The following is a 22,171-nucleotide window of genomic DNA, read 5'->3' as shown; positions in this document are numbered from 1 at the left end:
ACAAATTTCAGCAAATGGCACACATCGGCCCTCAGAGCGAATGGGGGTCTGAAAATGCTGCCTTGATGAACGATGAACCTTTCAGGAGGTGAAGATGGTGAAGAAAGAACCTACCTGCACTTTGAAAGGCTTTTATCTGCCATTCATAGGTGGCTTAGAGCCGCATACGTGAGCTCGAGATAGGAGGGTCTTCCTCGGGACAGGGCAGACTGCACAGGTATAATAGAGCGATTCTATCTGCAAGGAAGCAGGGGCCCGTGGGGCCCCGTGGGCGAACGGATGAAGTCTGTCGCATGAGCCTGTTTGCTCTGCCTTGCACAGAGGATGGGGGTCACATGGCCGCAATCTTGAATGTGGATAAGCTTGCCTTCTCCTATGGGAAGACACCTGTATGGGAGGACATCTCGTTTTCGCTGGGGGAGGGCGATATCGCATTCCTCGTGGGGAGGAACGGATCGGGGAAATCCACGCTGCTCAAGTGTCTTGCCGGATGGATTGCCCCAACGGCAGGGAAGATCTGCTTTGCTGGCGAGGGTATCCGCTGCGCCCGCACATTCGTCAGTGACGTACCCTCTTTCTACGATGATCTGACCGCACGTGAACATGTTCAGTTGCTGTTAAGAGCTGGAAAAATGGAAGACCGCCTATCCCGTGCTCAGGATCTCCTTGCTGAGTTTGGCCTCGGGCGCGCTCTAGATCAATATCCCTCATCTTATTCGCGCGGAATGCGGCTCAAGCTTGCACTTTCCCTTGCGTTTGTCATGCGCCCCAAGCTCCTTTTGCTTGACGAGCCGTACGGTCCCCTTGATGCCGAGGCATCCGCTGTACTTGATCGTGAGGTAACGTCCCTCACAGTGAGAGGCTCGTCGGTGCTTGTAAGTTGCCATGCTCATGCGTCCGATCTCGTCCCTAACTTCACTCTCGCCTTGAGAGACGGAGCGCTCTCCTATGCCTGATGTCCTGCATGACATAGCCCTCCTACTCAGATTGCGGTTACGCCATGGACGCACTGAAATCATCCGCTGGCTCCTCGTGACGGGGAGCGATTTCGAGAAGGATGCGAAACTAAGCGATCGAATCTACCAAGTCTATGCTGTCGTCCTCATCTTCGGTGCGTTCGTTCTTATGTGGCTCGCCTTTCTCAACTCCGCAGCGAAGGTGGGAGTGGCACTGGGTGCGACAACCTGCGCCCAGCTTGCGGCTCTGCTTTGGATTATTCCAGTGATGACCTGCGTCGCGTTGTCGGCTCACTGGCTTTTGTCCTGTCCGGTAAAGCTAGCGCATCCAGATATTTTATGGCTCACGAGTGCGCTTTTGCCTTCGGCATGGATAGGGGAAGGACTCATCGTTAACGGGTTTGTTGCGGCAGTCGCGGGAGTACTTTTCGGGTTTGCTGTGGGTACGATGCTCCAGTCTGTCGTCACACCAGCCGCCACAGCCACCTTGCTTGCTGTTTCGCTTCTTGGAGCGGTTGCGCTCGCCTGGATTGTAGGTCTTATGCGCTATCGTGTGGCTGGTAGATTCTTTCGTATAGACATGACCTTGCTCGTGCAGGCCAATGCTCTGTATGCAGAGTTGCAGCCCCTGCGCTCGTGGGCGCTGCAGGCACCAGGCGCCTACGAGAGGCTGCGTCGGCGCAAGCTTATGGCTGTGCGGCGACCCTTCCTTGCTCTTCCCAACCTGAAAGGAAGACGCTTTTTTCTCGCTCGGGCAGCGCTTTCGCATGTGCGGCAACGTGAGGGTATAGCTGATTTGGTCGTATGGGGAGCGAGCATCGTGCCCTTGGGAGCTTTGCTCACAGCCGCCCCTGGGGATATTGGCATTCTACTCATGTGGCTGATGGCGACCGTTTCGCTTATCCCGCGAGCACGAGAGCTCACGCGTGTGTTTGCGGACGATGGGCGTGTGCGGCTAGTGAGCGATGCAATTGCGTGTTCAAGGTTTGAATTATTGCTGCTTGACTCCTTGCCAGCAACTGCCTTTGTGGTGTTGCTTGCTCTTGTTGTGACCGGAGTTCTCGGTTGCGCACATCCCATATCGATACATTGGGGAGTGGCAATTTGTACGATCCTTTCGATGTCCACCACTCTCTTGTTTGCTGGGGGTCTGGACCCGGCGGGGGCAACCTCCGCATGTGGGGGACCGAGGTTCGAACTTGCAGTTGCTGGATACGCTGTTCTCGTGCCAACCCTCGCGCTGGCTTCGTCTGTTTTGTCGGCCATTGTTGGATGTGCTTACGTGCTGACGCTGGGTGTCCGCTGTCGAAAGTGGCTTTCCCGAAGTTAGCAGGGAAAGTGGGCTGCTACATAAAAACTGTCTCACGTGGGGGATATTTAGTATCAGGATCTGGCTGGAGGTCTGAATGCTTGATGTTTGGCACATGTAAGTCGCTATGAGTCTGGGGCACACCCCGATGTGGAGACTCTGCCAATTGCAGATCGCATGCTATATGACGCAATACTTCAGCTGTCCAATTAGATACCCATCTGAAAACCAAAAAGTCTCGTAAAGTTGACACAACCAAGCGAAACTGCGAGATAGGAGACCAATATGCATGAGTTGGATGGTATAAGCGATAATTCAACATCCGACGAAGAAAAGTTTGGTTTACCTCAGCCAAAAAAATACGAAGGTGAGTGCTTCAACGTATTTGATTACTTAAGTTATTCACCCGAAGCTAAGTCGCTTGAAGAAGCAATAGAGATGCGTGGGTATGAGGCTTTCATTGGCAGTGTCGAGCCTGGCGATTTTTCTGCTGGTTTTGATAATAATGCTGAGAAGCTGGGGATAGCGGAGCTCTGGTTTCAGTCCACATGGCATGAAGGTACGTCTCAGAGAGATCTAAGACTTGAGCAGACTGTTGCTTCTATTAAGGAAGGCGACATGCTTGAAATGTGTCCTTGCTCAAAAGAAACTAGCGAATGGGGATATCTCTTCAAGGATTCTTGCGGCAACAATCTTCCATTTCAGCCTTATCATGATTTCGATGACATATTTTTTAGGAAGACAATAGCATCTGTTATTGCGAAAGCTATTGTAGCTGGAAAGCCGGTTGAAAGAATCCGATGTAGAGTGAAGGGTTGCGACTGCTTTGGTGAAGATGGAGGAGTTCCCGTAGATCCAACCTTCAATTGGCGGGTTTACTCCTGCAGAGTCACCGTTTATAAAACCAGCAACGATTAGTGTCTTTGATTTTATGAGCAGAGCTGAGACGTGACAACAAGCGTCATTTCGCGTGTAGCGTTGCGACATTGTAAGAAAAACGTCTGTTGCGAGTGTCTAGCTGCGCAATCTTGCTGGCGCTCATATCGGTTTTGCTGTGGCTCAGGAACCATTGATAAGTGACATGCGCGATGTGAAGTTTGACTTTAATCCATTTAATATCAGTGCTGTAACTGCAGCGATTGGCATCGCTTCACTTGAGGATGAGGATTATTTCCAGGCGCGCATTGCTGAGATTATAGAAACACTTGACCATATAATCGCTGAGCTACGTCATATGGGCTTTGAGGTGGCGGATTCGCATACCATGGTTACAAGTTTGTCTTTGCACTTGTGTATACAATCAAGAAGTCTCGTCAGATGACAAAATCGGAGTACCTTATTTGTCAGCGTACTCAGCATGTTTGAATCAAGTTTCTGAGTTGCGTTATTAGGCTGAGTGCCTAATGCTCTTTTCTACTTCAGCCATGCGTTTCTTAGCTTCCTTCTTGAGTCGTTCCTCGCCGGGTAGGGAGTTGATGACATCAAGCCATACGAGAGCATCTGCTTTACTATCCCTGTTTGTATAGAAGGTAAAGGCAACACTGGCAATCGCCGCTTTTTGTCGATTGTTCAGGCGTAGCTTATCAAAGGTTGCAAGGCGCTGTTTAAAGATGTGGACTTCACCACGCTGGGCGGCTCCTTGGAGCTTCATGAAGGCAAAGTTGAACGGGGGAATGGCTTGCTGACTGGAATCAAGCAGAGCGTCATAACCGTCGTAGTCATGTGCAGCGAGTTTGTTTGTGAGCTTATCAAGTAATACATCGAGCTGCTTCTTTTGTTTCCAGCGAAAAAAACCATCGACGGCAAAGAGTACCACCATGAGTATTAGGGTGATTGTCAACATGACGTTCATGGTGACTCCGATCTTTTTGACAAGTAGCTATATGTTATTCATCTTGAATGTCAAGGGTTTGGAAGGACTTTGGGATAAGAAGTTTAACTGGTATACTATAACGTTGGGAACTATACCAGTAATCCATCAAGCTGTCGAGGAGCTTGTATGAAAGGGACAGAAACCATCTTTGTCACACGTGAGTTAGACAAGATAAAATCGGTCACGGAGGAACTTGAAGAGAAGGGGTATGTCTATCGGTATCGTATACTCACGCATCAAGTGGTAGAGGCAAATAAGTACGTAAGTGAAATGCTCCATATACCCCTTGCATCCAAGGTCTTTGAGTACTGTAAACTTCGCATAGTTGAAGGTCAGCCCTGCGATATAGAACACGAGTACATTCCTTATGATTTGGTAAAGGGCATCGAGAAAGCGGATCTTGAGGATAGATCTCTCTCGGTGTTTCTTTCCGATCGCTATGGCTTGGCTACAGAGAAGAGCGAGGAATCTATCATGATTGTTCGAGCAACCGAGGAGGAGGCAGGTCTTCTTGACCTTCCTGCTAACGCTGAGGTTATGCTCATTTCGGGCACTTGTTATGATTCTGCTCAGGCAGAAAAACCGATGCGTATCTTTCAAATCACCGCTCGCCCAAGTTTCTTTCGCTTTAGGACGGTGAACCGCAATGTCTAAGGTCTCTCAACCTCTCTATCAACAACTTATGACCAGTATCCTTGGCAAGATTGAGAGTGGCGAATACGCTGTAGGTCAAAAAATTGCCTCCGAGCGCGAGATGGCGTCTCGCTACAACCTAAATCGCCTAACGGTACGTCGAGCAATTGGTGAGCTTGTGCGTGAGGGTTATCTTGTGTCAGTACAGGGAAAAGGGACGTTCGTCCGACGGGGTTCTGATGCAAAGAACAAAAAGAGAGTGAGTATGGGCGAGCATGAAGACATCTCTCTCTCGGCGGTTCTTCGCCAGTCAGGTTTCTCGTCTTCTCGTAAAGTACTTTCGTTTAAGCAGGTAGAGGCCCGAGATGATGTTGCTGATCACTTTGGCCAGGGAACTTTCTGTTATGAGCTTATCCGCCTCTCGAGTATCGACGGGGAGCCCTATGCCCTCCAGATCTGTTACTTTCCGCAAGCACTTTTCTCGAATCCCGAGCGCTTTGATTTTGCAGATGGGTCCTTGTACACCTATATGGAGATACAGGGTCATCTGCCAGATCGTATTATCTCGAATATGTGGGCATCCCCCGTTCCCCAGCCCTATCTCGAAGTGCTCAATATAGAACCCGGACGATTGCTCTTTTATTATGAGTATGAGAGTTATGATGCAAGTAATGAACTGGTTGAGTTTACACGTGCCTATTATCGGTCTGAATATACCAGTTTTTCTTTTTCTGCTACTGCTCGATAAGGTGTGATTGAAGCGAATAAAGACTTTCTCGGGTTGAGTGATTCCTTCTATTAATTAGTCTTATATAATCTACCAGCAAAAATATGATCTTTATCCACAAGGTGACTCTTTTTACCTTCTGGCGAATTTATTGCTCATTCTGCTTGTTTCCATCTTTTAAGTGGTGTATACCTTTACAAAAGGTATAGGTGATATACCACTAAATAGGTGGTATGGTGCTTGACCAGAAGGGGGTGCCCCATGACAGCGTTACAGGCATGTCTCGTGGGTATTGTCGCAGCACTTTCATGTGCGACAATCGAAGGCGGATGGTTTGGTGAGTGCAAGATTCGCGAACCAGTCGTGACGGGTTTTCTCGTTGGCTTGATTTTAGGCGACGTCAAGCAGGGCCTGATTATTGGCGGCCAGCTTGAACTCATCTGGATGGGTACTGCATCAATCGGTCCAGTCGCTGGTTTGGCAGTTGGTCCTGGCGGTACTATTGGTACGGCCATTGCTCTTTCCACGGGTGCAGGCGTCGAAGCTGCTATGGCTTTCGGCGTTCCCGTCTCCGTGCTTTTGCAATTCATTCAATCTCTCATTGACACGGGATACTCACTCCCCATGCATACCGTTGATAATCTAATTGATCAAGGTGGTCAAGAGAGGAAGATAGTTTGGATTCACTGGCTATGCGGCATCATCACCTTTGCTTTTTACTGGTTGCTTACTTGGGCTGCGCTCTTCCTAGGTAACGATGCTATCAGTGTCGTTGTCAACAACATCCCTGAGTGGGCATCCAAAGGCCTGTCCGCCGTTGCATTGGTACTCCCCGCAGTTGGCTATGCAATGTTGCTAAACTTGTTACTCGAGAAGAACCTAGTTCCCTACTTCATCATTGGATTTGTTTTAGCGGCTTATTTAGGCGTCTCTATGGTTGGCGTGGCGTTAGTTGCTTTTGCCCTAGCTTTCATCATCTACATTGAGCGCTCGAACAAAACCAGCATCTTGCAACACAAACTGGCTGGTTTCACCTCTACAGACTTTGACGATGAGGAGGATGAGCTGTAATGAGCAATAAAGCAAAACCCGCTCATGAACTCTCAAAAAAAGAGTTCAAAACAATTTTTTGGCGTTCTTTCACACTGCTTGGATCCTTTAATAGTGAGCGTATGGAAGGTCTCGGCTACGAGTATGCTTTGATGCCCTCCCTTAAGAGAATTTGGGGCGATGACGAAGAAGGTTATAAGGAGGCTCTTCATCGTCATATGGCTGCTTTTAACATGACGGTTGCTCCATCGCCCTTCGTTATGGGTATCTCCGTAGCTATGGAGGAGATGGCACATGATGATCCATCCTTTGATAAGGAGTCTATCAATGCCATCAAGGTCTCGCTCATGGGCCCACTCTCTGGTATTGGCGATACTTTCTTCTGGGGCATCTTCAAGGTTGTTGCCTGCTCACTTGGTGCGAGCTTTGCAGCTCAGGGATCTATTCTTGGTCCCATCGTACTTCTGGCTCTCTTTAATATTCCCAACCTACTTACACGATATTACGGCTTGAAGATTGGCTATTCGCAAGGTGCCTCCTGGCTTGCCGACATGGAACAGTCTGGCATGATGAAACTCTTTACCTACTGTGCAGGTATCGTAGGTGTAGCTTCTATTGGTTGCCTTACAGCATCATGGGTCGGTATTACCTCACCACTTTCCTTTGTTATTTCGGGTAGCGAAATCGTGCTGCAGGACTATCTCGATCAGATTTGCCCACAGCTCCTTTCGCTTCTTGCTGTGTTGGGCTTCTATAAGTTTTTGCACTCAAAAGTAAGCGTCATCAAGGTGTTGTGCAGTGGTGTGGTAATCGCCTTTGTGTTAGGTGCGCTGGGCGTAATAGGTTAGGAGGCTACCATGCCAATCGTAGATGTACGACTTGATGATCGCCTCATTCATGGTCAGGTGTGCGGATATTGGATCCCCTTTTACGCACTGAACCAAATCGTGATCGTTGACGATGATATCGTACATGACAGCATGCGTAAGTCAGCCTTGAGATTTGGCTGTCCACAGAAAGTCAAGCTTACTTTCCATAGCGCTAAGAAAACAGCTGAATTACTTTTACGCACTGATGTTGCAGGTAAAAATATCATGCTGTTATGCAATAAACCTAAACCCATCTTAAAGATGGCGGAGTGTGGATATGTGGTCCCTCAGGTGACCATTGGGAACATATCTCCTGTCAAGAATGATCAGGTACATGTGGGTACTGGCACAACTTATATGACACAAGAGATGATTTCAGACTTCAAAAAGTTGATGGAGTTTGGCACCAAAGTTGTCCTGCGTGAAACTCCTACTGACGTTCCACAAGATTTGACTAACTTCTTTGCGATGCACTAGCAATATCAGAAAGGGGATTTATGAGCGACATTGATCAGAAACATCCTTCCGTATTGGGTTACATGCGCGACCAGCCACGTGCTTTGCAGGCAACCTTTGCAAATCGTGCAGTCTTTATGGACCCCTTTGCCAACATTTTTAAGAATTATCCTATCAGGAAGGTTCTCTTCTTCGGATCGGGAACCTCGTATAACGCATCACAGATTGCGGCATACTTGTTCAAGCATCTCGTCGGTATTGACGCAGTTGGCAATTATCCTACTGTCTTTGCCAACTACGAGAAGGCTGACTGGACTGGTAAACTTGCCAAGGATGAGATTCTGTTTGTGGGTATTTCGCAGTCTGGTACTTCCATTTCCACCATTCAAGTAATGGAGTGGGCCAAGAGCCAAGGCTATCATACGGTAGTTCTTACCGAAGATTTGCAAAGTGAGATAACTCATCACGTAGATGAGGTTATTCACCTGCTATGTGGCAAGGAACTTACGCCTCCTGAGACTCGTGGCTATACTGTTACCATGCTTCAAGTCTACCTGTGGGCACTTGCTGCTGGTAAGGTTAGGGGTGCGATTTCGGGTACAGATTTTGATTCCGCAATTGCTGAAGCTGAGGCTTTTGTTAACTCCTTCCAAACTGTAATCCAAGAAAGCGAGGCATGGTTTGATCGCAATGTCGCTACCATTGTCAACAGTGATCGCATATATGTATTAGGGTATGGCATCGATTACGGATCGGCACTTGAGGGCATGCTTAAGGTAGGCGAGATGCTTCGCCTTCCCACCATTGGTTATGAACTGGAGGAATACTCCCATGGCCCTACCATGGCTATTAGTCCACGTCAAACCATCTTTATGATTGGCTCGGACGAAAAAGAGTGGAGTCGCTGTTTGCAATTTCGCGATGCGTTTCGTCAGTACACCCCACGCGTGCATCTTATTACCTGTATGGAATGCGAGCATGATGCGCGCGATATGGTGTTTAGTGTTAAGACAAATAAGTATCTAGCGCCTATTATGTATACTGTTCCCTTCCAGTTTGTTGCTGCTAAAGGTGCTGCTTGCACCAACATCGATACTGGGATAAATCCCTTTAAGATTGAACTTTCTCATATTCCGAAGGAACAAGATTAGCTTAGTGTTGTTACGCAATTGCATGGAGATAGAGCCTGGGCTGCCTGGCCCACAACCAGCAGCTCGGCTCTTTCGTTTCTAAAGGGGTATTCCTACAAGAAGGAAGCAGGTAAAAATGATCGGCATCCTTATTTGCGGACACGGACACTTTGCGACAGGCATTTTGTCTTCTTTGGAGCTCATTATGGGCAAGCAAGAAGATATATGGGCGATCGACTTCCCTTGTCACTCTTCTAAAGCGGAACTCGAGGATACTTACGACTGTGTGTTAGCTTCCATGGCTGATTGCGAACACGTGATTATTTTTACGGATCTCTTTGCTGGCTCGCCCTTTAATGTGGCAATGGAGCATACTCTTGCTGATCCCGAACGTATCAGTCTCTATTTTGGACTCAATTTGGGGATGCTTATCGATACAGTCAACCATCGTATGCTAGGTGAGACTTTTGAGCAGATTGATGGGGTTATCGTTGAGACAGGCAAGCAGCAGGTGGGCAAGTTTCTTCCCGAGCAATTTGACATGGGAGTCGATAAGGATGACGGGGGAGACCTGTAGCCCCTACATCTGCTGCGAGTGAGTTGGGCTTCATTCTCTAAATACAAGTACGCATTTGAAGAAATGGTCTGCTTGGTAGTACTTTTGATACATCAAAAGTACGTTGATTCCATAATACGATTAGTATTTTCTCTTCTAGTGATATGTTGTCTTGTTCGTGCAACGAAAACGAAAAATTGTTGCAGCTAGCTTGCGACGTAAGGTATACCACAATCACGAGGCTTACCAAATAGAATGGTAAGCCTCGTAAAGTCTGCATTTTAGAGTGGAAAGCCGCTTTGCTCTTCCACTCTAAGGGAGAATGCAGAGAGTTGTACAGACCCAAAAGCGAATCGTCTATCGTAACGGTTTCGACATTGCGCCATCGCACAACCTCTTAGGAGACCACGCTGCGGGGACTAGTCTCCTAAAATACGCTTATTCAAGATTGAGGTGGCAACTCAAGATGTACGTTGACGACATGCTGAAGATAATCGTGAGAGCTACCTGCACTAGCAGGAGGCGCGCATAGGTCGTACCCAGGACATTCGACGTGAGCAACCATGCGAGCGCGAGTACGGCGAATGCGATCGCCTTAGCCAGCCCTGGACGCTTCTTTATTATACTGCCGAACGATATGCCCGCGAAGAGCCACGATACCACTAAGGCGGAGAAGGTCAGGAAGGAGACGGTGACCACACCGGCGTTCTTCGCTATATCCGTCATTGCTAACTGGGGAAACGAAACTGATCCGAGTGAAGTCGATCCGAGGGTCTCAAGGAGGGATCCCCGAGCAGCGGGGCTTACGAGGACGATAGCGGCGACGAATAGCGCGACTGCAACAATACTCATAAGGGTAGTGAGCGCTGCCCAAACGATCCCGTTAATGGTTTTGTCTGCTACGTGATCAATGGCGCGTGTTGGCAGGGTGTTGGTAAGGTAACCACGGCTCCCGAAAAGCGTATCTTGAAAGTTGCGTGCTACGAGCATCAGTGTAACAACGCCAGTTGCCACAAACAGAACTAACCAGACAAGCATCATGATTATTATGATGGCGGCGAGTGGGTCGTTTACGGTATTGACTTTGCTTCCCCTTACGGCAAAAAGTATTCCCGTGACAATAGATATCGCAGCAAGTGCGATGTAAAGCGGGCTTATCTTTCTTCCGACTTCTCGAAAGTCGTACTTGAATAATTTACCTAACATGCAAATACCTCCCTAAAGAGACCATCTACGCTCTTGCCTGTGCGTTCGCGTAGGTCATCAGCAGACTCGTGGAGCACCATGTGACCTTGCTTGAGAAAAATGACATCATCGAGCACGCTCTCGATATCAGTAATAAGGTGTGTGGAGATGAGTACGAGTGAGTCTGGCGAGTAGTTGGAGATGATGGCGCGCAAGATGTAGTCACGTGCTGCGGGATCGACACCCGCGATGGGTTCATCAAGCAGATATATATGCGCATTCCGGCTCATCGTGAGAATGAGCTGAACCTTCTCCCGCGTGCCTCTGGACAGCTCTTTTAGGCGCTTCGATACATCAAGGCCTAGGTTTGTGAGCATATCTATAGCTCGCTTACGATCAAAATCTACAAAGAAGTCTTGGTAGTAATCGAGCAGTTGTGCTGTGCTCATGTATTCAGGCAAGAAGTTCCGATCGGGCAAATAGGCCACTTTAGCTTTTGTCTCTACACATGGTGCCATGCCTTCTATGAGAATTTGGCCAGATGTTGGCTTGATAAGACCATTTGCAAGTTTGATTAAAGTCGTTTTACCTGAGCCATTTGGGCCAAGAAGACCAATAATTTGACCGGCTTCGAGCGAGAGGTCAATTGCATCGAGTGCTGCAATTTCCCTGTATTGCTTGCTTAATGCCTTGCACTCTAAAACTGCCATCAGTTCTCATCCTTCCAAGTAGAGACCATTGTCACGATTTGATTGTCATCTATGCCAAGTGCATGCAGCTGATGGTAGAGTTCGGCAATAACCTCAGATGCGAGTTGGCGACGTAGCCCTTCGAGTATCTCGACATTCTCTGTCACATATCTGCCGCTCGTGCGTTCAGTGTGTAGGATGCCTTCCTGTTCGAGCTGTGCAAGTGCGCGTTGCATTGTGTTGGGGTTTACCCCTGCCTCCATCGCGAGGTCACGTACCGAGGCGACCTTTTCCCCTGGAGCGAGCCTACCACCTGCGACAGCAGCTTTGATACGTGCAACAATCTGTCGCCAGATGGGGGATCCCTCTGCAAATTCCCATGGCACGTTTGACCTCCCTTCGTCTGTCTTATTGTATTATATAACTAGTACAGTAAGACATTAATGAAAGACTGTCAATTAAAAAGTTAAGTTGTACAACTGGAACTGGTTGAGCATGCAACTCAGTTTTTTTGCTGTCTCCTAATACAACTTTTGCACGTCGATTAGAACAGCAAATACTTTTGTTGTTTGGTGCTATAGTTGAAATCTATCCACGGTGAGCGCCCAGATGCCAAGCGCGAACCTACTTTAAGGAGAAGGATTAATGAAGCTGTAGTGATGCCTCAAATAGTGCAGGTAGCAAATCTCTTTGCCGCCATGCGCTGCATTGTGAAACATCACGAGAAGGAATAGCTTCATGTCTAGGTTCCTCAACCTTTCGCACATTACATATGCTTATCCAGGCTCTTCGGTAACAATACTCGATGGAGTAAACGCAAGCTTTGCATCTGGTTGGACGGGCATCATCGGACCAAACGGATGCGGGAAAACCACCATCGCACGTATTGCATGTGGGGATATGAGCCCGGATTCTGGAACTGTCTTGCCCAAAATAAGCGGACTATATTGTCCTCAGGATCCTTCATGGGAACCTGCCTCTTTGTACGATTTTGCCTGTGACTATTCACCAGAGGCTCTTTCGATGAGGCATTCGCTTTGTATTGATGACGACATGCTTTGGCGTTATTCCCAATTGAGCTGTGGCGAACAGAAGAAAATTCAGGTTGCAGTAGCGCTTTGGGCACAGCCAGAAATTCTTGTTGTTGATGAACCCACAAATCATGTTGATGCCAACTGTCGCAAAGAGATTTGTCGTGCCATGGCAGCGTATCGTGGAATCGGTATTCTTGTCTCGCATGATCGAGAACTGCTTGATTCCTTGGTGTACCAAGTGCTCGATTTTAGGGATGGGCACGTGGTCATGCGATCAGGTGGATATACGCAAGCGTGCGACCAAATGAAACTGGAACGAGAAGGGTTAATCCATCGTCAGGTAGTCGCAAAAAAGCAGCTCCAAAAATTAGAAAATGAACAACGTCGGCGTAGGGAGCTTGCAGATAAAAGTTCTGGCATGAGAAGTAAGCGCAAACTCGATAAGCATGATAGCGATAGCCGCGACAAAATTGGGCTTGCCATAGTTTCTGGAAAAGATGGCAAGGCAGGTAAGCTTGCAGATCGGATGGACGCACGCGTGGAATCCGCACGGCAGAGTTTGAGCACGATGCGAGTCGCAAAGCGTTATGAAGGTGATGTATGGCTGAATGCTCGTCCAAGCAAAAGACATGTTGTACTGAAGACACGGGAGCAAATTATCCCCTGTGGGCCTGAAGCGGAACTGCTTGTTCCTAAGCTATTTATTGCAAACACAGACCATATTGGTATTTGCGGGTCAAATGGTGTGGGCAAATCTACTTTGATACGTCATATGCTTTCGCAAAGTGAACAGACGGGGAGTTTGTGGTGTGCCGAGGTTGATGGCATTCGTACACTTTATATTGGCCAAGAAATAGGGGCCGATGATGCAAAACGTTTTCTAGAATCAGTGGAAGCGCTGCCAGAACTAGAGAAAGGACTGGTTCTTAAGGGGCTATCACGTCTAGGGTCAGATCCAAAACGCGTTCTTACATTGGCAGCTACCAGTCCAGGTGAGCTTCGTAAGCTTGCTATTGTCCGAGGAATGTTGTTATCGCCGCAGCTTATTGTGCTTGACGAACCTACAAATCACCTGGATATCCAAGCGATTGAAGCGCTTGAGCGCGCGCTATCTTCATTTCCAGCAACATTGATTTTGGTAAGTCACGATGAAAGGTTTCTCGCCAGGTGCGTGAGCAAAAGACTCATCCTTGAGCGGGTGGGCAACAAAATTACAATAAATGAAGCAAGATTTGCTAACAATGATGAGTAATGTCTGGACTTCCGAATTGTCAGAGTGACAGCAAAAAAGAGATATGAGTATGCCGACTGATTCTGAAAAGTTGCGAAAAACAAAGTCCGCCCGCATAAGGCTTGTACTGCTTGTTGCTAGCGGTTGCTGGCTGGCGTTATGCGTCGTGCTGTTGGCGGTCGAGCAGCTTACGGGATTGATATTGCTTATCAAGATTGGCGTATACCTCAGAGAAACTGACCTCTACTTTCTTACGGGATTGATTTGTGCTGCTTGGATAATTTGGGGGCTTATTACCGCTTGGAGACGTGCGATACGCAAATTATCAAAGGTTGCCATTGTGCTTGCGTGGGTCATGGTGATTTTTGGCATCCTCATTGGAACGTTGGCAGAGCTGTTTGTGCGTGGAGGCTTTTCCTATCATGAGTTTTCATCACCTAGTGGTAAACACATCTTGGTCGTAGAGGAATCAACATTTTTACTAAGTGGTTCGATGAATTTTTACAAACGTGAAAATTCACTATTCATTGGGCGTCAGTTCGGGAGTGTTCCCATAAACGACGGTTTCCCTACAGTTTCTAGAGGAAACTATAGTGTGTACTGGCAGAATAACGTGGTGACATTTGTCGCTTTTACCGATGATAATGCTCGTCAGCGTGTGGTAAGCATCGATTTTGATAGTGGCAAACAGCTTGAAAATTATGAGTTTTCATCCGATGGTTCAGGCAATGACATAGAAGGAACAGACGATAATCTGGCGCAGCAGGATAATCAAATTAATAAGGGTTTAGTGGCAATAGCCCATCATTATGGCAATGCCAAAGCAGAAGAAAAAGATATTACTTACTCTGCAAAGGGCGTGCCAAAGCTTGTACTCAATAAGGATGCAAAGCAGATCACCTATGTGCTTTATGATCGTGAATCCAATAATGGTAAATGTGCTCTGTATGTTGTCTATAAAGAAGAACTTGCAGATAGCGATACCGAACCCCAGATTGTCGATATGCTTGCCTATGAATACTCGACCGAAAAAGTAATCAGTTCGGGAAAACATGATTGGGCCGACACGGGCTCTTCTGAATATCGCACAGCAACAGGGGAGTAGTGTTTCTCCAATATTGACTTAGGCATGTAATAAGAGCCAAAAACGCAAGAAAAGCATCGAGACAAATAACATAGATACCTTTTTGCTGACTTTAAGACACGTTCATGCCCTGTCATGTTGACTTGATGGATAAGAAAAAGTTATTGACAAACGATAACTTAGCTCCTAGGATAATTATCGTTAAACATTAACTAATTAGCGTTTAACGTCTAATTTATATCCAAAGAGGATTGAAAGCGAGTCATCATGCAAGAGTCCGAAAACATCTCACAACTCAGGAGGATGTGCAAAGTCCTCGCTACCATTGCAAGAATCCTGCAAATTCTGGCAATCGCTATGCTTGCGCTTTTCTTGCTGGGAATGTTTGCGTATGCAGTACTTCATGCGGAGATTTTTACTGCCCCGTTTTTAGGCAGGATGAAGGTGTTGTGGTTTAGCGTTAAAACACAAGACGTTCTGATGTCTGGTATAGGTATTTTTGTACTCACCATTTTGGGCATGCTGGCGCTAGGCCTAGTTATTGCATTTTTTACCTTGCTTCAGAGTACATTTGCGCAAGTGGCCCAAAGCTATTCGCCATTCACTGAGGAGATTCGCAAAAAACTGCTGGCATTAGCAGTTATTGCAGTAGTACTTGCTTTGTTTGGTGGAAATTTGCTCTCAGCTATTTTCGAGACAATTGCTCTCGTTGCCTTCTTCCTTATGTTCGACTATGCCTGTGAACTCCAGCTTCAGTCGGACGAAACGCTGTAGGGGGGGTAATGATGGGAAAGATTGTGCTTAGGCTTGATCGCGTTATGGCAGATCGAAAGATATCACTTAAAGATTTATCCGAAAGAGTCGGAATTACAAATGTAAACCTATCAAAGTTAAAAAATGGGCATATTAGCGCGGTGCGATTTAGCACCTTGGGTGTGCTATGCGAAGAGCTGCAGTGTCAGCCGGGCGACATATTGGAATATGAGTCTGATGATGAGGAGGGCAAAGCATAATGTCCAATAGTAAGCAGGGTAAAGGGATTATTGCTGTATTCATTTTTTACTTGGTACTACTCGTTTGGGTAGTGTTACTCAAAACTCAGTTCTCGCTTGCAGATCTAAGTACCACTCGTCATATCAATCTGATCCCCTTTTATTATGAGGAGGAAACCTCGGGTCATTTACGTGAGGTTATTGACAATGTTCTGATTTTTATCCCCTTTGGCATATATATGCGCGTAGCATTTCGCCAGCTTCCTATTGGCACAAGCATCTTGATTATTGCTCTCACCAGCTTTGTGTTTGAGACTCTGCAGTTTGTACTGAGTATTGGAGCCTCGGATGTGACAGATATTATTTCTAATACGATGGGTGCTGCGCTTGGAGTTGCGTTGTATACCCTCTTGGCGCGAATAGCAAAGAATAACGCTGTGTTGGATAAGGTAATCGTAGTTGCATCAGCGGTTCTCATGATTTTGGCAGTAGCTGGAGCAGCATTTTTGCTGTACGTAAATCAGTGATATCAGTATCAAAGTAGCTCCTAGAAAGTTTACGCTCATTTGATACTTCTTTCGGATTCAATCCATCGGAACAATCAGCAATGTGTCGAGTGGAGCACTATTAAAGAGCTTGACTTTAGGATATACGCACAGAAGAGCTCGATGAGGTGCATTCGCAATAGAGAAGGGGTATCCGAGCATGCATTACCGTAAACTGCTGTATCTCCCAGCCATTATCTGTAAGAAATGTCATGTAGTCTGCTGCAGTCCACTGCTGCTCAAATGTAATGCCAGCAGTTCTGAGGATACGTGTCCACAGCCTGGCTCCTCGCTTTTCCTCATGTGCAACAAAGTTAGGCGCTACAAGCAAACCGCCATCTTTGAGCACGCGATCTATTTCTGCAAGTACTCTTTCGGGAGCAGGGATTATATGCAACGCATTTGCTATAACAACAACGTCAAACGCATCATCTTCAAATGGTAGATTCATGGCGTTTGCAACCATAAAACTAAGATTTGCCGGTGTCATACCTTTCTGTGCTTCATGAATCATACCTGAAGAATAATCTGTTGCTACAACCTCGTTGGCTGACGGTGCGATGTGCTTTGCGAGCTGTCCTGGACCACAAGCGATTTCTAATACATCTTTGCCTTCGACTACCTGAGCAATTCGCGTATACATGGTCTCGAAAAGATGTTTCTCAGATCTCAATGCCAAATTATAAATCGGTGCAAATCGATCCCAAGTCTTTTGATTCAAATCAGACTCCTTATAGTTAGATAAGACTAACTATAACATGATAATCCATCTATTAATCTGATTTAAGTACTACTTTCCAAACTACTTGACGATGCTGGTTAAAAACCAACATCGTCAACATGGGTATCATATTTAATGACGCAATGAAAACGGCCTATTTTGTTGATGTCTTTCGGGTCTAGACGCCCATGGAGTTGGTCTCGGGAAGGGTAGCACCTCCATCAATGACAATCCTCTCGCCCGTAATGTAACTTGATTCGTCTGAACCTAGAAACGCAAACAGCTCTCCAACCTCTTGAGGCATGGCAAGTCTGCCCAAAGGAACATTTGCCGCAATGGCATCAATGGCCTGCTCGGGATTGTCAGGGTTGGACTCCTTGGCCATTCTTTCAACCATTGGGGTCCTTGCGTAGCCTAGCTGCGAGCAGTTGACACGGATATTTCGGGGGGCATACTCGACAGCAAGGCATCTTGTGAGGCCAACGAGGGCAGCTTTGGTGAGCGCATAGGCTGCTTCACCAGCATCTGCCACAATATCGCCTGTGACCGAGGAGGCTATAACTATGCTACCTTTGCCTTCCTTGAGCATGTAGGGTATGACACTCTGACAGGTGTTCCAGACACCCTTGATGTTGATATTGATGGACGCATCAAGTTCTTCTTCGGGAAAGCTCTCAAATGGAGCAAGACGGCAGATGCCAGCGTTGCAGCAGGCAATATCAAGAGAGCCCAGGCTGTCATATGCCAGCTTTGCAGTTTCCCTTACTCGTTCCTTGTCCGTGACGCTTTCCACCGCTGCGATGGTTTGGGTTCCATAGCGCGTATGAAGATCCTCGGCTACCGTCTCGACAAGGGGATCCGTATCGAGGAGACAGAGCTTTGCGCCGTAACGTGCATATACCTCGGCGATGCCTGCACCTAGGCCCTTTGCAGCTCCAGTGATCAGTGCGACTTTGCCATCTAACTTTGTCATTGTCTTATCGCCCTTCTGCTTGGACGTCCTATGGGGAAAGATATGTCTATGATAGTTGGTGGGCGAAATCTTTTCATCTATGCAAAGAGATGACTCGCTATATTTGCAGGTAAATGACCCATGCAACCAGTGGTTGACAAAGTTCCAACCCAAGTTGGTAGCGGGAGTGAGCTATGTTTCCTAAGCTTTTAACCACGTCGACGAAGAGGAAAATCATTACCTGAAAGGCTTTGATCATGATTCTCGCAGAAAAAATTATGAGTTTACGTAAACGTCTCGGCTGGTCTCAAGAAGAGCTTGCACAGCAATTAGGCGTATCGCGCCAGTCCGTATCAAAGTGGGAAGCTACAAATGCTATGCCTGACATTACCAAGGTTGTGCAGATGAGCGAACTTTTTGGTGTGAACGTTGATTATCTACTCAAGGATAATGCTGATGATGAGCAGAACTTATCTTTTGCCGCGAGCAATCAAGAGAGTATTGAGGCAAATGCAAGCAATTCTAGTTGCGATACCGGCGCTTTAGTGGCATCAGAATCGTCTGCCGTGCGTAAGGTTTCACTCGAAGAAGCGAGCGAATATACCAGCCTTGTAGAACAAAATTCTTCTGCTATAGCCCTTGGAGTTGCCCTGTGCATATGGTCGCCCATTGTTTTGCTTGTGCTGGGAGCGTTTAACGAAAAACATTTTGCGGGCATGAGTGAAGGTATCGCTACAGGAATTGGTATAGCAGTTTTATTGATTGCTGTTGCAGTTGCCATCGCTTTGTTTATTGTCAAGGGTGGTAAGCTAAAGTGCTATGAATACCTAGAGAGCGAGGAGCTTGAGCTGCAGTATGGTGTGGAAGCTGCCATCCTGCGTAAAAATGAGGCGTTTGAAAACTCTTATCACCTTGCGGTTGCATTCAGCATCGTTTTGATTTTTATAGGTGCACTCCCTGTGTTTGTAATAACGTCAATATTTGAAGATGATCTTGTTTCGTATCTCAGCTTTCCTGTGCTTCTTGCCTTTGTAGGAGCGGGAGTATTTTTCCTCGTTAAATTTGGGATGATTCACTCGAGTTATCTCAAACTACTGCAAACGGAAGACTTCACCATAGAAAACAAGCGGATTGGCCGTCGTATTGGCTGGTTCCCTAGAGTGTATTGGTGTCTTGTGACTGCTATCTATCTAGCGTATGCCATAACAACTTGGAATTGGGCTCATTCTTGGGGGATTTGGCCTGTTGCAGCCGTTTTGTTTGCAGCCATATACGTTGCCCTAAGAGCTTGGATCCAGCGTCAGAACTAATACTTATCTTGCCGCTAGCAGAAACCATGATTCAGTTACTGAAAGTCTCCCTACAAATTTGGGAAGATTAGCATAACCTTCAAGAGTAGGAGACAAAATGGGATTATTCGATATATTCCGAGGTGCTGACATCAATGAGGGTGTTGCTCACTTTCAACAAACAACCGGCGCACAACTCATTGATGTGCGCGAACCTAATGAATTTGCAGATGGACACATTCCTCAGAGTAAAAATGTGCCTTTGAGCAAGCTCGCAACTATTGAGGTTGTAGTGCCCGATAAAGCCACACCATTGTTTATCTATTGCGCATCGGGCGCTCGTAGTGGGCGCGCACTTGGAGAACTAAAGCAACTGGGTTATGCAAATGTCACCAATATTGGCGGTATTGCGACATACCGCGGCAAGATTGAGAGGTAGCCATGAAAGTGGTCATTGTGGGTGGTGTAGCTGGCGGAGCGAGCGCGGCAACTCGTATTCGTCGACTTGATGAGCAAGCTCAGATTATTATTTTTGAGCGTTCTGCTTACGTTTCTTATGCAAACTGTGGTCTTCCTTATTACATAGGAGGCGTAATTACAGACAAGAAAGCTCTTGCGGTACAGACTCCTGAAAGTCTCAACAAGCGTTTTCGTTTAGATGTACGTGTGCGCCATGAAGTAGTGCGTATCATTCCTGAACGTAAGATTGTGCTTGTCCGTAATCTTGAGTCGGGTGAGGAGTTTGAGGAAAACTACGACCGTTTGGTGCTCTCACCTGGTGCTCGTCCAACGGTGCCTCCTTTTGTGGGCACTGAGCTTGATGAGGTCTTTACGCTACGTACCGTAGAGGATACCTTCAAAATTAGAGAGTGGGTTATCGAGCATCAGCCCAAGACTGCTGTTATTGCAGGTGGTGGCTTTATCGGTCTCGAGATGGCCGAAAACTTGGTGGAATTGGGTGTGCGGGTCACACTTGTGCAGAACACCCCGCAAGTATTACCTCCTCTCGATGCAGATATGGCAGCTTTTTGCCATGCCGAACTGCGTAAGCATGGTGTTGATTTGCGCCTGAACACCACGGTCGAAGGTTTTGCTCGTGATGCTAAGACGGGTGTATCAACACTGCTTAAGGATGCAGAAGCACTGCATTCAGATATGGTTCTTTTGGCTATTGGTGTAACGCCTGATACGGCATTGGCGCGTGAAGCAGGTTTGGAGCTGGGCATCAAGGGCAGTGTTGTTGTCAATGATCACATGCAGACTTCCATCCCCGATATTTATGCAGTTGGTGATGCAGTGCAGGTTAAGCATTTTGTGACAGGTGCTGATGCCTTGATTTCCCTAGCAGGCCCCGCCAACAAACAAGGCCGTATTGCTGCAAACAATATATGCGGCATCGATTCGCGGTTTACGGGCTCACAGGGTTCATCCATCATCAAGCTTTTTGATCTTACAGTTGCATCTACGGGCATCAACGAAGCCACAGCAAAAAGCGCTGGTCTCAACTACGACAAGGTGGTTCTTAGTCCTGTGTCCCATGCGTCATATTACCCAGGTGCAAGGGCAATGACCCTAAAGCTTATCTACGAAAAAGGCAGTCTGTATATTCTAGGCGCTCAGATTGTGGGCAAGCAGGGCGTTGACAAACGCATCGATGTGTTGGCTACAGCGATTCATGCAGGTATGAAGGCCACCGAATTGGCAGAGCTTGACTTAGCTTATGCGCCACCATATTCTTCGGCAAAAGATCCAGTCAATATGGCTGGCTTTATGATTGAGAATCTTGAGGCTGGATTGGTAAAACAGTGGCATTATGATATGGCTTCCGATTTGCCACACGACGGCAGCGCAACTTTGCTTGATGTACGTACGGCTGCTGAGTATGAACGCGGCCATATTGATGGCTTTGTAAATATCCCGGTGGACGAGCTGCGCGAGCGTATCGGTGAGATTGACACGGATAAGCCTGCGTATCTTATTTGTCAGAGTGGTCTGCGTAGTTACATTGCTACACGCATCTTGAAGCAAAATAGTATTGATTGCTATAACTTCTCGGGAGGCTTTGGTTTTTATCGCACAGTCGTGTTGGACGAGCAAGCATATGCCAGCCGCTATCCCTGCGGTATCTAGACAGTGACAAGATAGCGCGACTATTAGATTAGCTAAGCATTGCTTCCATCAAGGGGGTCTGACTTTTGTCGTATTGTGATTGGGATACCACGAGTGAGGCAAATATTTGCTACCACGATGAAGAGTGGGGTACGCCCGTTCACGATGACCAAAAGCAATTTGAGTTTCTCATGATGGAAGTGATGCAATGCGGACTTTCTTGGGATCTTATGATGCGGAAACGCGAGATTTTCCGCACATGTTTTGATGGCTTCGACTATGAGAAAGTCGCGGCGTATAACGAAGCTGATATCGAGCGAATTATGTCTTATCCAGGCATGATTCGCTCACGTCGCAAAATCGCGGCAGTAATTAGCAATGCGCGTTGCTTTCAAATGTTACGTGCGGAGCAGGGAAGTTTTTCTGAGTGGCTCTGGGCTCATACAGACGGAAAAACCGTGCTTTATAACAAACATGCGCAGGGTTGGGTTCCTGTTAGCAATGGTCTTTCCGCGCATATTTCCAAGGAGCTCAAGGCATACGGTTTCAAATTTTTGGGACCCATCACGGTGTATTCTCATTTACAAGCCTGTGGCATTATCAATGATCATGATGAACATTGCCCTCGCTATGCGGAAATTAATGCCGCAAATCCCATCGTTTACAAGCGCCGATACCTAGAACAATCAATTCACTATTACGCTTCTGATTAGGTGAACCCTTTTAGGAGAAGCTTGAGGAACAAAACGCTAGGTGTAATCCGCTTTGTATTCACGAGGAT

Annotated in this window: 26 protein-coding genes; 20 read left to right on the top strand and 6 right to left on the bottom strand. The window is 47.0% G+C overall.

Annotated elements, in window-relative coordinates:
- Positions 1-335: 335 nt before the first annotated feature.
- From HMPREF9069_RS00630 to HMPREF9069_RS00615, 4 genes are all read left to right on the top strand, one after another.
- Positions 336-956, top strand: coding sequence for an ABC transporter ATP-binding protein (locus HMPREF9069_RS00630; RefSeq protein ID WP_035437841.1), 621 nt, complete (start codon positions 336-338; stop codon positions 954-956).
- Positions 949-2,286 (top strand): hypothetical protein, encoded by a 1,338-nt coding sequence (locus HMPREF9069_RS00625; protein WP_021625142.1) that lies wholly within the window; start codon positions 949-951, stop codon positions 2,284-2,286. The genes HMPREF9069_RS00630 and HMPREF9069_RS00625 overlap by 8 nt, the downstream gene beginning before the upstream one ends.
- Before the next feature lie 264 nt (positions 2,287-2,550).
- Positions 2,551-3,183 (top strand): hypothetical protein, encoded by a 633-nt coding sequence (locus HMPREF9069_RS00620; protein WP_021625141.1) that lies wholly within the window; start codon positions 2,551-2,553, stop codon positions 3,181-3,183.
- A 100-nt stretch (positions 3,184-3,283) separates the two neighbouring features.
- Positions 3,284-3,586 carry an aminotransferase class I/II-fold pyridoxal phosphate-dependent enzyme gene (locus tag HMPREF9069_RS00615; protein WP_156894123.1) on the top strand — a complete coding sequence of 101 codons (303 nt, stop codon included), beginning with the start codon at positions 3,284-3,286 and terminating at the stop codon, positions 3,584-3,586.
- Positions 3,587-3,652: 66 nt separating this feature from the next.
- Here HMPREF9069_RS00615 and HMPREF9069_RS00610 read toward each other — a convergent pair whose 3' ends face one another.
- Positions 3,653-4,117 (bottom strand): hypothetical protein, encoded by a 465-nt coding sequence (locus tag HMPREF9069_RS00610; RefSeq protein ID WP_035437839.1) that lies wholly within the window; start codon positions 4,115-4,117, stop codon positions 3,653-3,655.
- A 147-nt stretch (positions 4,118-4,264) separates the two neighbouring features.
- Between HMPREF9069_RS00610 and HMPREF9069_RS00605 the strand changes: the two genes are divergently transcribed.
- The 7 genes from HMPREF9069_RS00605 to HMPREF9069_RS00575 all read left to right on the top strand — a co-directional run bounded on the left by HMPREF9069_RS00605 (position 4,265) and on the right by HMPREF9069_RS00575 (position 9,580).
- Positions 4,265-4,792, top strand: coding sequence for a GntR family transcriptional regulator (locus HMPREF9069_RS00605; protein WP_021625137.1), 528 nt, complete (start codon positions 4,265-4,267; stop codon positions 4,790-4,792).
- A complete protein-coding gene (locus HMPREF9069_RS00600; protein WP_021625136.1) occupies positions 4,785-5,519 on the top strand; it encodes a GntR family transcriptional regulator in 735 nt (244 codons plus the stop codon). Before HMPREF9069_RS00605 ends, HMPREF9069_RS00600 begins: the two co-directional genes overlap by 8 nt.
- Positions 5,520-5,759: 240 nt before the next feature.
- A complete protein-coding gene (locus tag HMPREF9069_RS00595) occupies positions 5,760-6,569 on the top strand; it encodes a PTS mannose/fructose/sorbose/N-acetylgalactosamine transporter subunit IIC (protein ID WP_021625135.1) in 810 nt (269 codons plus the stop codon).
- Positions 6,569-7,396 carry a PTS system mannose/fructose/sorbose family transporter subunit IID gene (locus tag HMPREF9069_RS00590; RefSeq protein ID WP_021625134.1) on the top strand — a complete coding sequence of 276 codons (828 nt, stop codon included), beginning with the start codon at positions 6,569-6,571 and terminating at the stop codon, positions 7,394-7,396. Before HMPREF9069_RS00595 ends, HMPREF9069_RS00590 begins: the two co-directional genes overlap by 1 nt.
- 9 nt (positions 7,397-7,405) lie before the next feature.
- Complete coding sequence (locus HMPREF9069_RS00585) at positions 7,406-7,894, top strand: PTS sugar transporter subunit IIB (RefSeq protein ID WP_021625133.1); 489 nt, start codon at positions 7,406-7,408, stop codon at positions 7,892-7,894.
- 20 nt (positions 7,895-7,914) lie between these two features.
- Entirely contained in the window at positions 7,915-9,024 is a 1,110-nt protein-coding gene (locus HMPREF9069_RS00580) for an SIS domain-containing protein (RefSeq protein ID WP_021625132.1), read from the top strand.
- A gap of 115 nt (positions 9,025-9,139) precedes the next feature.
- Positions 9,140-9,580 (top strand): PTS sugar transporter subunit IIA, encoded by a 441-nt coding sequence (locus HMPREF9069_RS00575; RefSeq protein WP_021625131.1) that lies wholly within the window; start codon positions 9,140-9,142, stop codon positions 9,578-9,580.
- 417 nt (positions 9,581-9,997) lie between these two features.
- Here HMPREF9069_RS00575 and HMPREF9069_RS00570 read toward each other — a convergent pair whose 3' ends face one another.
- From HMPREF9069_RS00570 to HMPREF9069_RS00560, 3 genes are read right to left on the bottom strand one after another with little or no spacing between them, the layout of a single operon-like run.
- Positions 9,998-10,765 (bottom strand): hypothetical protein, encoded by a 768-nt coding sequence (locus HMPREF9069_RS00570; protein ID WP_021625130.1) that lies wholly within the window; start codon positions 10,763-10,765, stop codon positions 9,998-10,000.
- On the bottom strand, positions 10,759-11,454 hold the full coding sequence (locus HMPREF9069_RS00565; protein WP_021625129.1) for an ABC transporter ATP-binding protein: 696 nt from the start codon (positions 11,452-11,454) through the stop codon (positions 10,759-10,761). The genes HMPREF9069_RS00570 and HMPREF9069_RS00565 overlap by 7 nt, the downstream gene beginning before the upstream one ends.
- A complete protein-coding gene (locus HMPREF9069_RS00560) occupies positions 11,454-11,819 on the bottom strand; it encodes a GntR family transcriptional regulator (RefSeq protein ID WP_021625128.1) in 366 nt (121 codons plus the stop codon). Before HMPREF9069_RS00560 ends, HMPREF9069_RS00565 begins: the two co-directional genes overlap by 1 nt.
- Before the next feature lie 352 nt (positions 11,820-12,171).
- Between HMPREF9069_RS00560 and HMPREF9069_RS00555 the strand changes: the two genes are divergently transcribed.
- From HMPREF9069_RS00555 to HMPREF9069_RS00535, 5 genes are all read left to right on the top strand, one after another.
- Positions 12,172-13,719, top strand: a complete 1,548-nt coding sequence (locus HMPREF9069_RS00555; protein WP_035437835.1) for an ATP-binding cassette domain-containing protein — start codon at positions 12,172-12,174, stop codon at positions 13,717-13,719.
- A gap of 49 nt (positions 13,720-13,768) precedes the next feature.
- The gene (locus HMPREF9069_RS00550) at positions 13,769-14,803 is read left to right on the top strand and encodes an ABC-2 transporter permease (RefSeq protein WP_035437833.1); all 1,035 of its coding nucleotides are present in this window, start codon (positions 13,769-13,771) and stop codon (positions 14,801-14,803) included.
- 282 nt (positions 14,804-15,085) lie between these two features.
- Positions 15,086-15,556: a hypothetical protein gene (locus tag HMPREF9069_RS00545; RefSeq protein WP_035437831.1), complete on the top strand. Its 471-nt coding sequence runs from the start codon at positions 15,086-15,088 to the stop codon at positions 15,554-15,556.
- Between the two features lie 8 nt (positions 15,557-15,564).
- Positions 15,565-15,795 (top strand): helix-turn-helix domain-containing protein, encoded by a 231-nt coding sequence (locus HMPREF9069_RS00540; protein WP_021625124.1) that lies wholly within the window; start codon positions 15,565-15,567, stop codon positions 15,793-15,795.
- Entirely contained in the window at positions 15,795-16,301 is a 507-nt protein-coding gene (locus HMPREF9069_RS00535; protein WP_021625123.1) for a VanZ family protein, read from the top strand. Before HMPREF9069_RS00540 ends, HMPREF9069_RS00535 begins: the two co-directional genes overlap by 1 nt.
- 115 nt (positions 16,302-16,416) lie before the next feature.
- On the opposite strand, the gene HMPREF9069_RS00530 is transcribed toward HMPREF9069_RS00535, so the two are convergent.
- Positions 16,417-17,040: a class I SAM-dependent methyltransferase gene (locus tag HMPREF9069_RS00530; protein WP_035437827.1), complete on the bottom strand. Its 624-nt coding sequence runs from the start codon at positions 17,038-17,040 to the stop codon at positions 16,417-16,419.
- Between the two features lie 178 nt (positions 17,041-17,218).
- Positions 17,219-18,013: an SDR family oxidoreductase UcpA gene (gene ucpA / locus HMPREF9069_RS00525; protein ID WP_021625121.1), complete on the bottom strand. Its 795-nt coding sequence runs from the start codon at positions 18,011-18,013 to the stop codon at positions 17,219-17,221.
- A gap of 236 nt (positions 18,014-18,249) precedes the next feature.
- Here ucpA and HMPREF9069_RS00520 point away from each other — a divergent pair, with 236 nt between their 5' ends.
- The 4 genes from HMPREF9069_RS00520 to HMPREF9069_RS00505 all read left to right on the top strand — a co-directional run bounded on the left by HMPREF9069_RS00520 (position 18,250) and on the right by HMPREF9069_RS00505 (position 22,103).
- Complete coding sequence (locus tag HMPREF9069_RS00520; RefSeq protein ID WP_021625119.1) at positions 18,250-19,302, top strand: helix-turn-helix domain-containing protein; 1,053 nt, start codon at positions 18,250-18,252, stop codon at positions 19,300-19,302.
- Between the two features lie 97 nt (positions 19,303-19,399).
- Complete coding sequence (locus tag HMPREF9069_RS00515; RefSeq protein WP_021625118.1) at positions 19,400-19,720, top strand: rhodanese-like domain-containing protein; 321 nt, start codon at positions 19,400-19,402, stop codon at positions 19,718-19,720.
- A 2-nt stretch (positions 19,721-19,722) separates the two neighbouring features.
- Entirely contained in the window at positions 19,723-21,411 is a 1,689-nt protein-coding gene (locus tag HMPREF9069_RS00510) for an FAD-dependent oxidoreductase (protein WP_021625117.1), read from the top strand.
- 65 nt (positions 21,412-21,476) lie between these two features.
- Positions 21,477-22,103, top strand: coding sequence for a DNA-3-methyladenine glycosylase I (locus HMPREF9069_RS00505; RefSeq protein ID WP_021625116.1), 627 nt, complete (start codon positions 21,477-21,479; stop codon positions 22,101-22,103).
- Positions 22,104-22,171: the final 68 nt, after the last annotated feature.

The organism is Atopobium sp. oral taxon 810 str. F0209, from assembly GCF_000466405.1.
Classification (GTDB): Bacteria; Actinomycetota; Coriobacteriia; order Coriobacteriales; family Atopobiaceae; genus Olegusella.
The sequence above is the reverse complement of the archived record's forward strand: the minus strand, read 5'-3'. Positions and strand labels throughout refer to the sequence as shown.

Bases quoted from the DNA above. Each gene is read 5' to 3' on its own strand.
- HMPREF9069_RS00630 (WP_035437841.1), top strand. From the start codon at position 336: ATGGCCGCAATCTTGAATGTGGATAAGCTTGCCTTCTCCTATGGGAAG.
- HMPREF9069_RS00625 (WP_021625142.1), top strand. From the start codon at position 949: ATGCCTGATGTCCTGCATGACATAGCCCTCCTACTCAGATTGCGGTTA.
- HMPREF9069_RS00620 (WP_021625141.1), top strand. From the start codon at position 2,551: ATGCATGAGTTGGATGGTATAAGCGATAATTCAACATCCGACGAAGAA.
- HMPREF9069_RS00610 (WP_035437839.1), bottom strand. From the start codon at position 4,117: ATGAACGTCATGTTGACAATCACCCTAATACTCATGGTGGTACTCTTT.
- HMPREF9069_RS00605 (WP_021625137.1), top strand. From the start codon at position 4,265: ATGAAAGGGACAGAAACCATCTTTGTCACACGTGAGTTAGACAAGATA.
- HMPREF9069_RS00600 (WP_021625136.1), top strand. From the start codon at position 4,785: ATGTCTAAGGTCTCTCAACCTCTCTATCAACAACTTATGACCAGTATC.
- HMPREF9069_RS00595 (WP_021625135.1), top strand. From the start codon at position 5,760: ATGACAGCGTTACAGGCATGTCTCGTGGGTATTGTCGCAGCACTTTCA.
- HMPREF9069_RS00590 (WP_021625134.1), top strand. From the start codon at position 6,569: ATGAGCAATAAAGCAAAACCCGCTCATGAACTCTCAAAAAAAGAGTTC.
- HMPREF9069_RS00585 (WP_021625133.1), top strand. From the start codon at position 7,406: ATGCCAATCGTAGATGTACGACTTGATGATCGCCTCATTCATGGTCAG.
- HMPREF9069_RS00580 (WP_021625132.1), top strand. From the start codon at position 7,915: ATGAGCGACATTGATCAGAAACATCCTTCCGTATTGGGTTACATGCGC.
- HMPREF9069_RS00575 (WP_021625131.1), top strand. From the start codon at position 9,140: ATGATCGGCATCCTTATTTGCGGACACGGACACTTTGCGACAGGCATT.
- HMPREF9069_RS00570 (WP_021625130.1), bottom strand. From the start codon at position 10,765: ATGTTAGGTAAATTATTCAAGTACGACTTTCGAGAAGTCGGAAGAAAG.
- HMPREF9069_RS00565 (WP_021625129.1), bottom strand. From the start codon at position 11,454: ATGGCAGTTTTAGAGTGCAAGGCATTAAGCAAGCAATACAGGGAAATT.
- HMPREF9069_RS00555 (WP_035437835.1), top strand. From the start codon at position 12,172: ATGTCTAGGTTCCTCAACCTTTCGCACATTACATATGCTTATCCAGGC.
- HMPREF9069_RS00550 (WP_035437833.1), top strand. From the start codon at position 13,769: ATGCCGACTGATTCTGAAAAGTTGCGAAAAACAAAGTCCGCCCGCATA.
- HMPREF9069_RS00545 (WP_035437831.1), top strand. From the start codon at position 15,086: ATGTGCAAAGTCCTCGCTACCATTGCAAGAATCCTGCAAATTCTGGCA.
- HMPREF9069_RS00540 (WP_021625124.1), top strand. From the start codon at position 15,565: ATGATGGGAAAGATTGTGCTTAGGCTTGATCGCGTTATGGCAGATCGA.
- HMPREF9069_RS00535 (WP_021625123.1), top strand. From the start codon at position 15,795: ATGTCCAATAGTAAGCAGGGTAAAGGGATTATTGCTGTATTCATTTTT.
- ucpA (WP_021625121.1), bottom strand. From the start codon at position 18,013: ATGACAAAGTTAGATGGCAAAGTCGCACTGATCACTGGAGCTGCAAAG.
- HMPREF9069_RS00520 (WP_021625119.1), top strand. From the start codon at position 18,250: ATGATTCTCGCAGAAAAAATTATGAGTTTACGTAAACGTCTCGGCTGG.
- HMPREF9069_RS00515 (WP_021625118.1), top strand. From the start codon at position 19,400: ATGGGATTATTCGATATATTCCGAGGTGCTGACATCAATGAGGGTGTT.
- HMPREF9069_RS00510 (WP_021625117.1), top strand. From the start codon at position 19,723: ATGAAAGTGGTCATTGTGGGTGGTGTAGCTGGCGGAGCGAGCGCGGCA.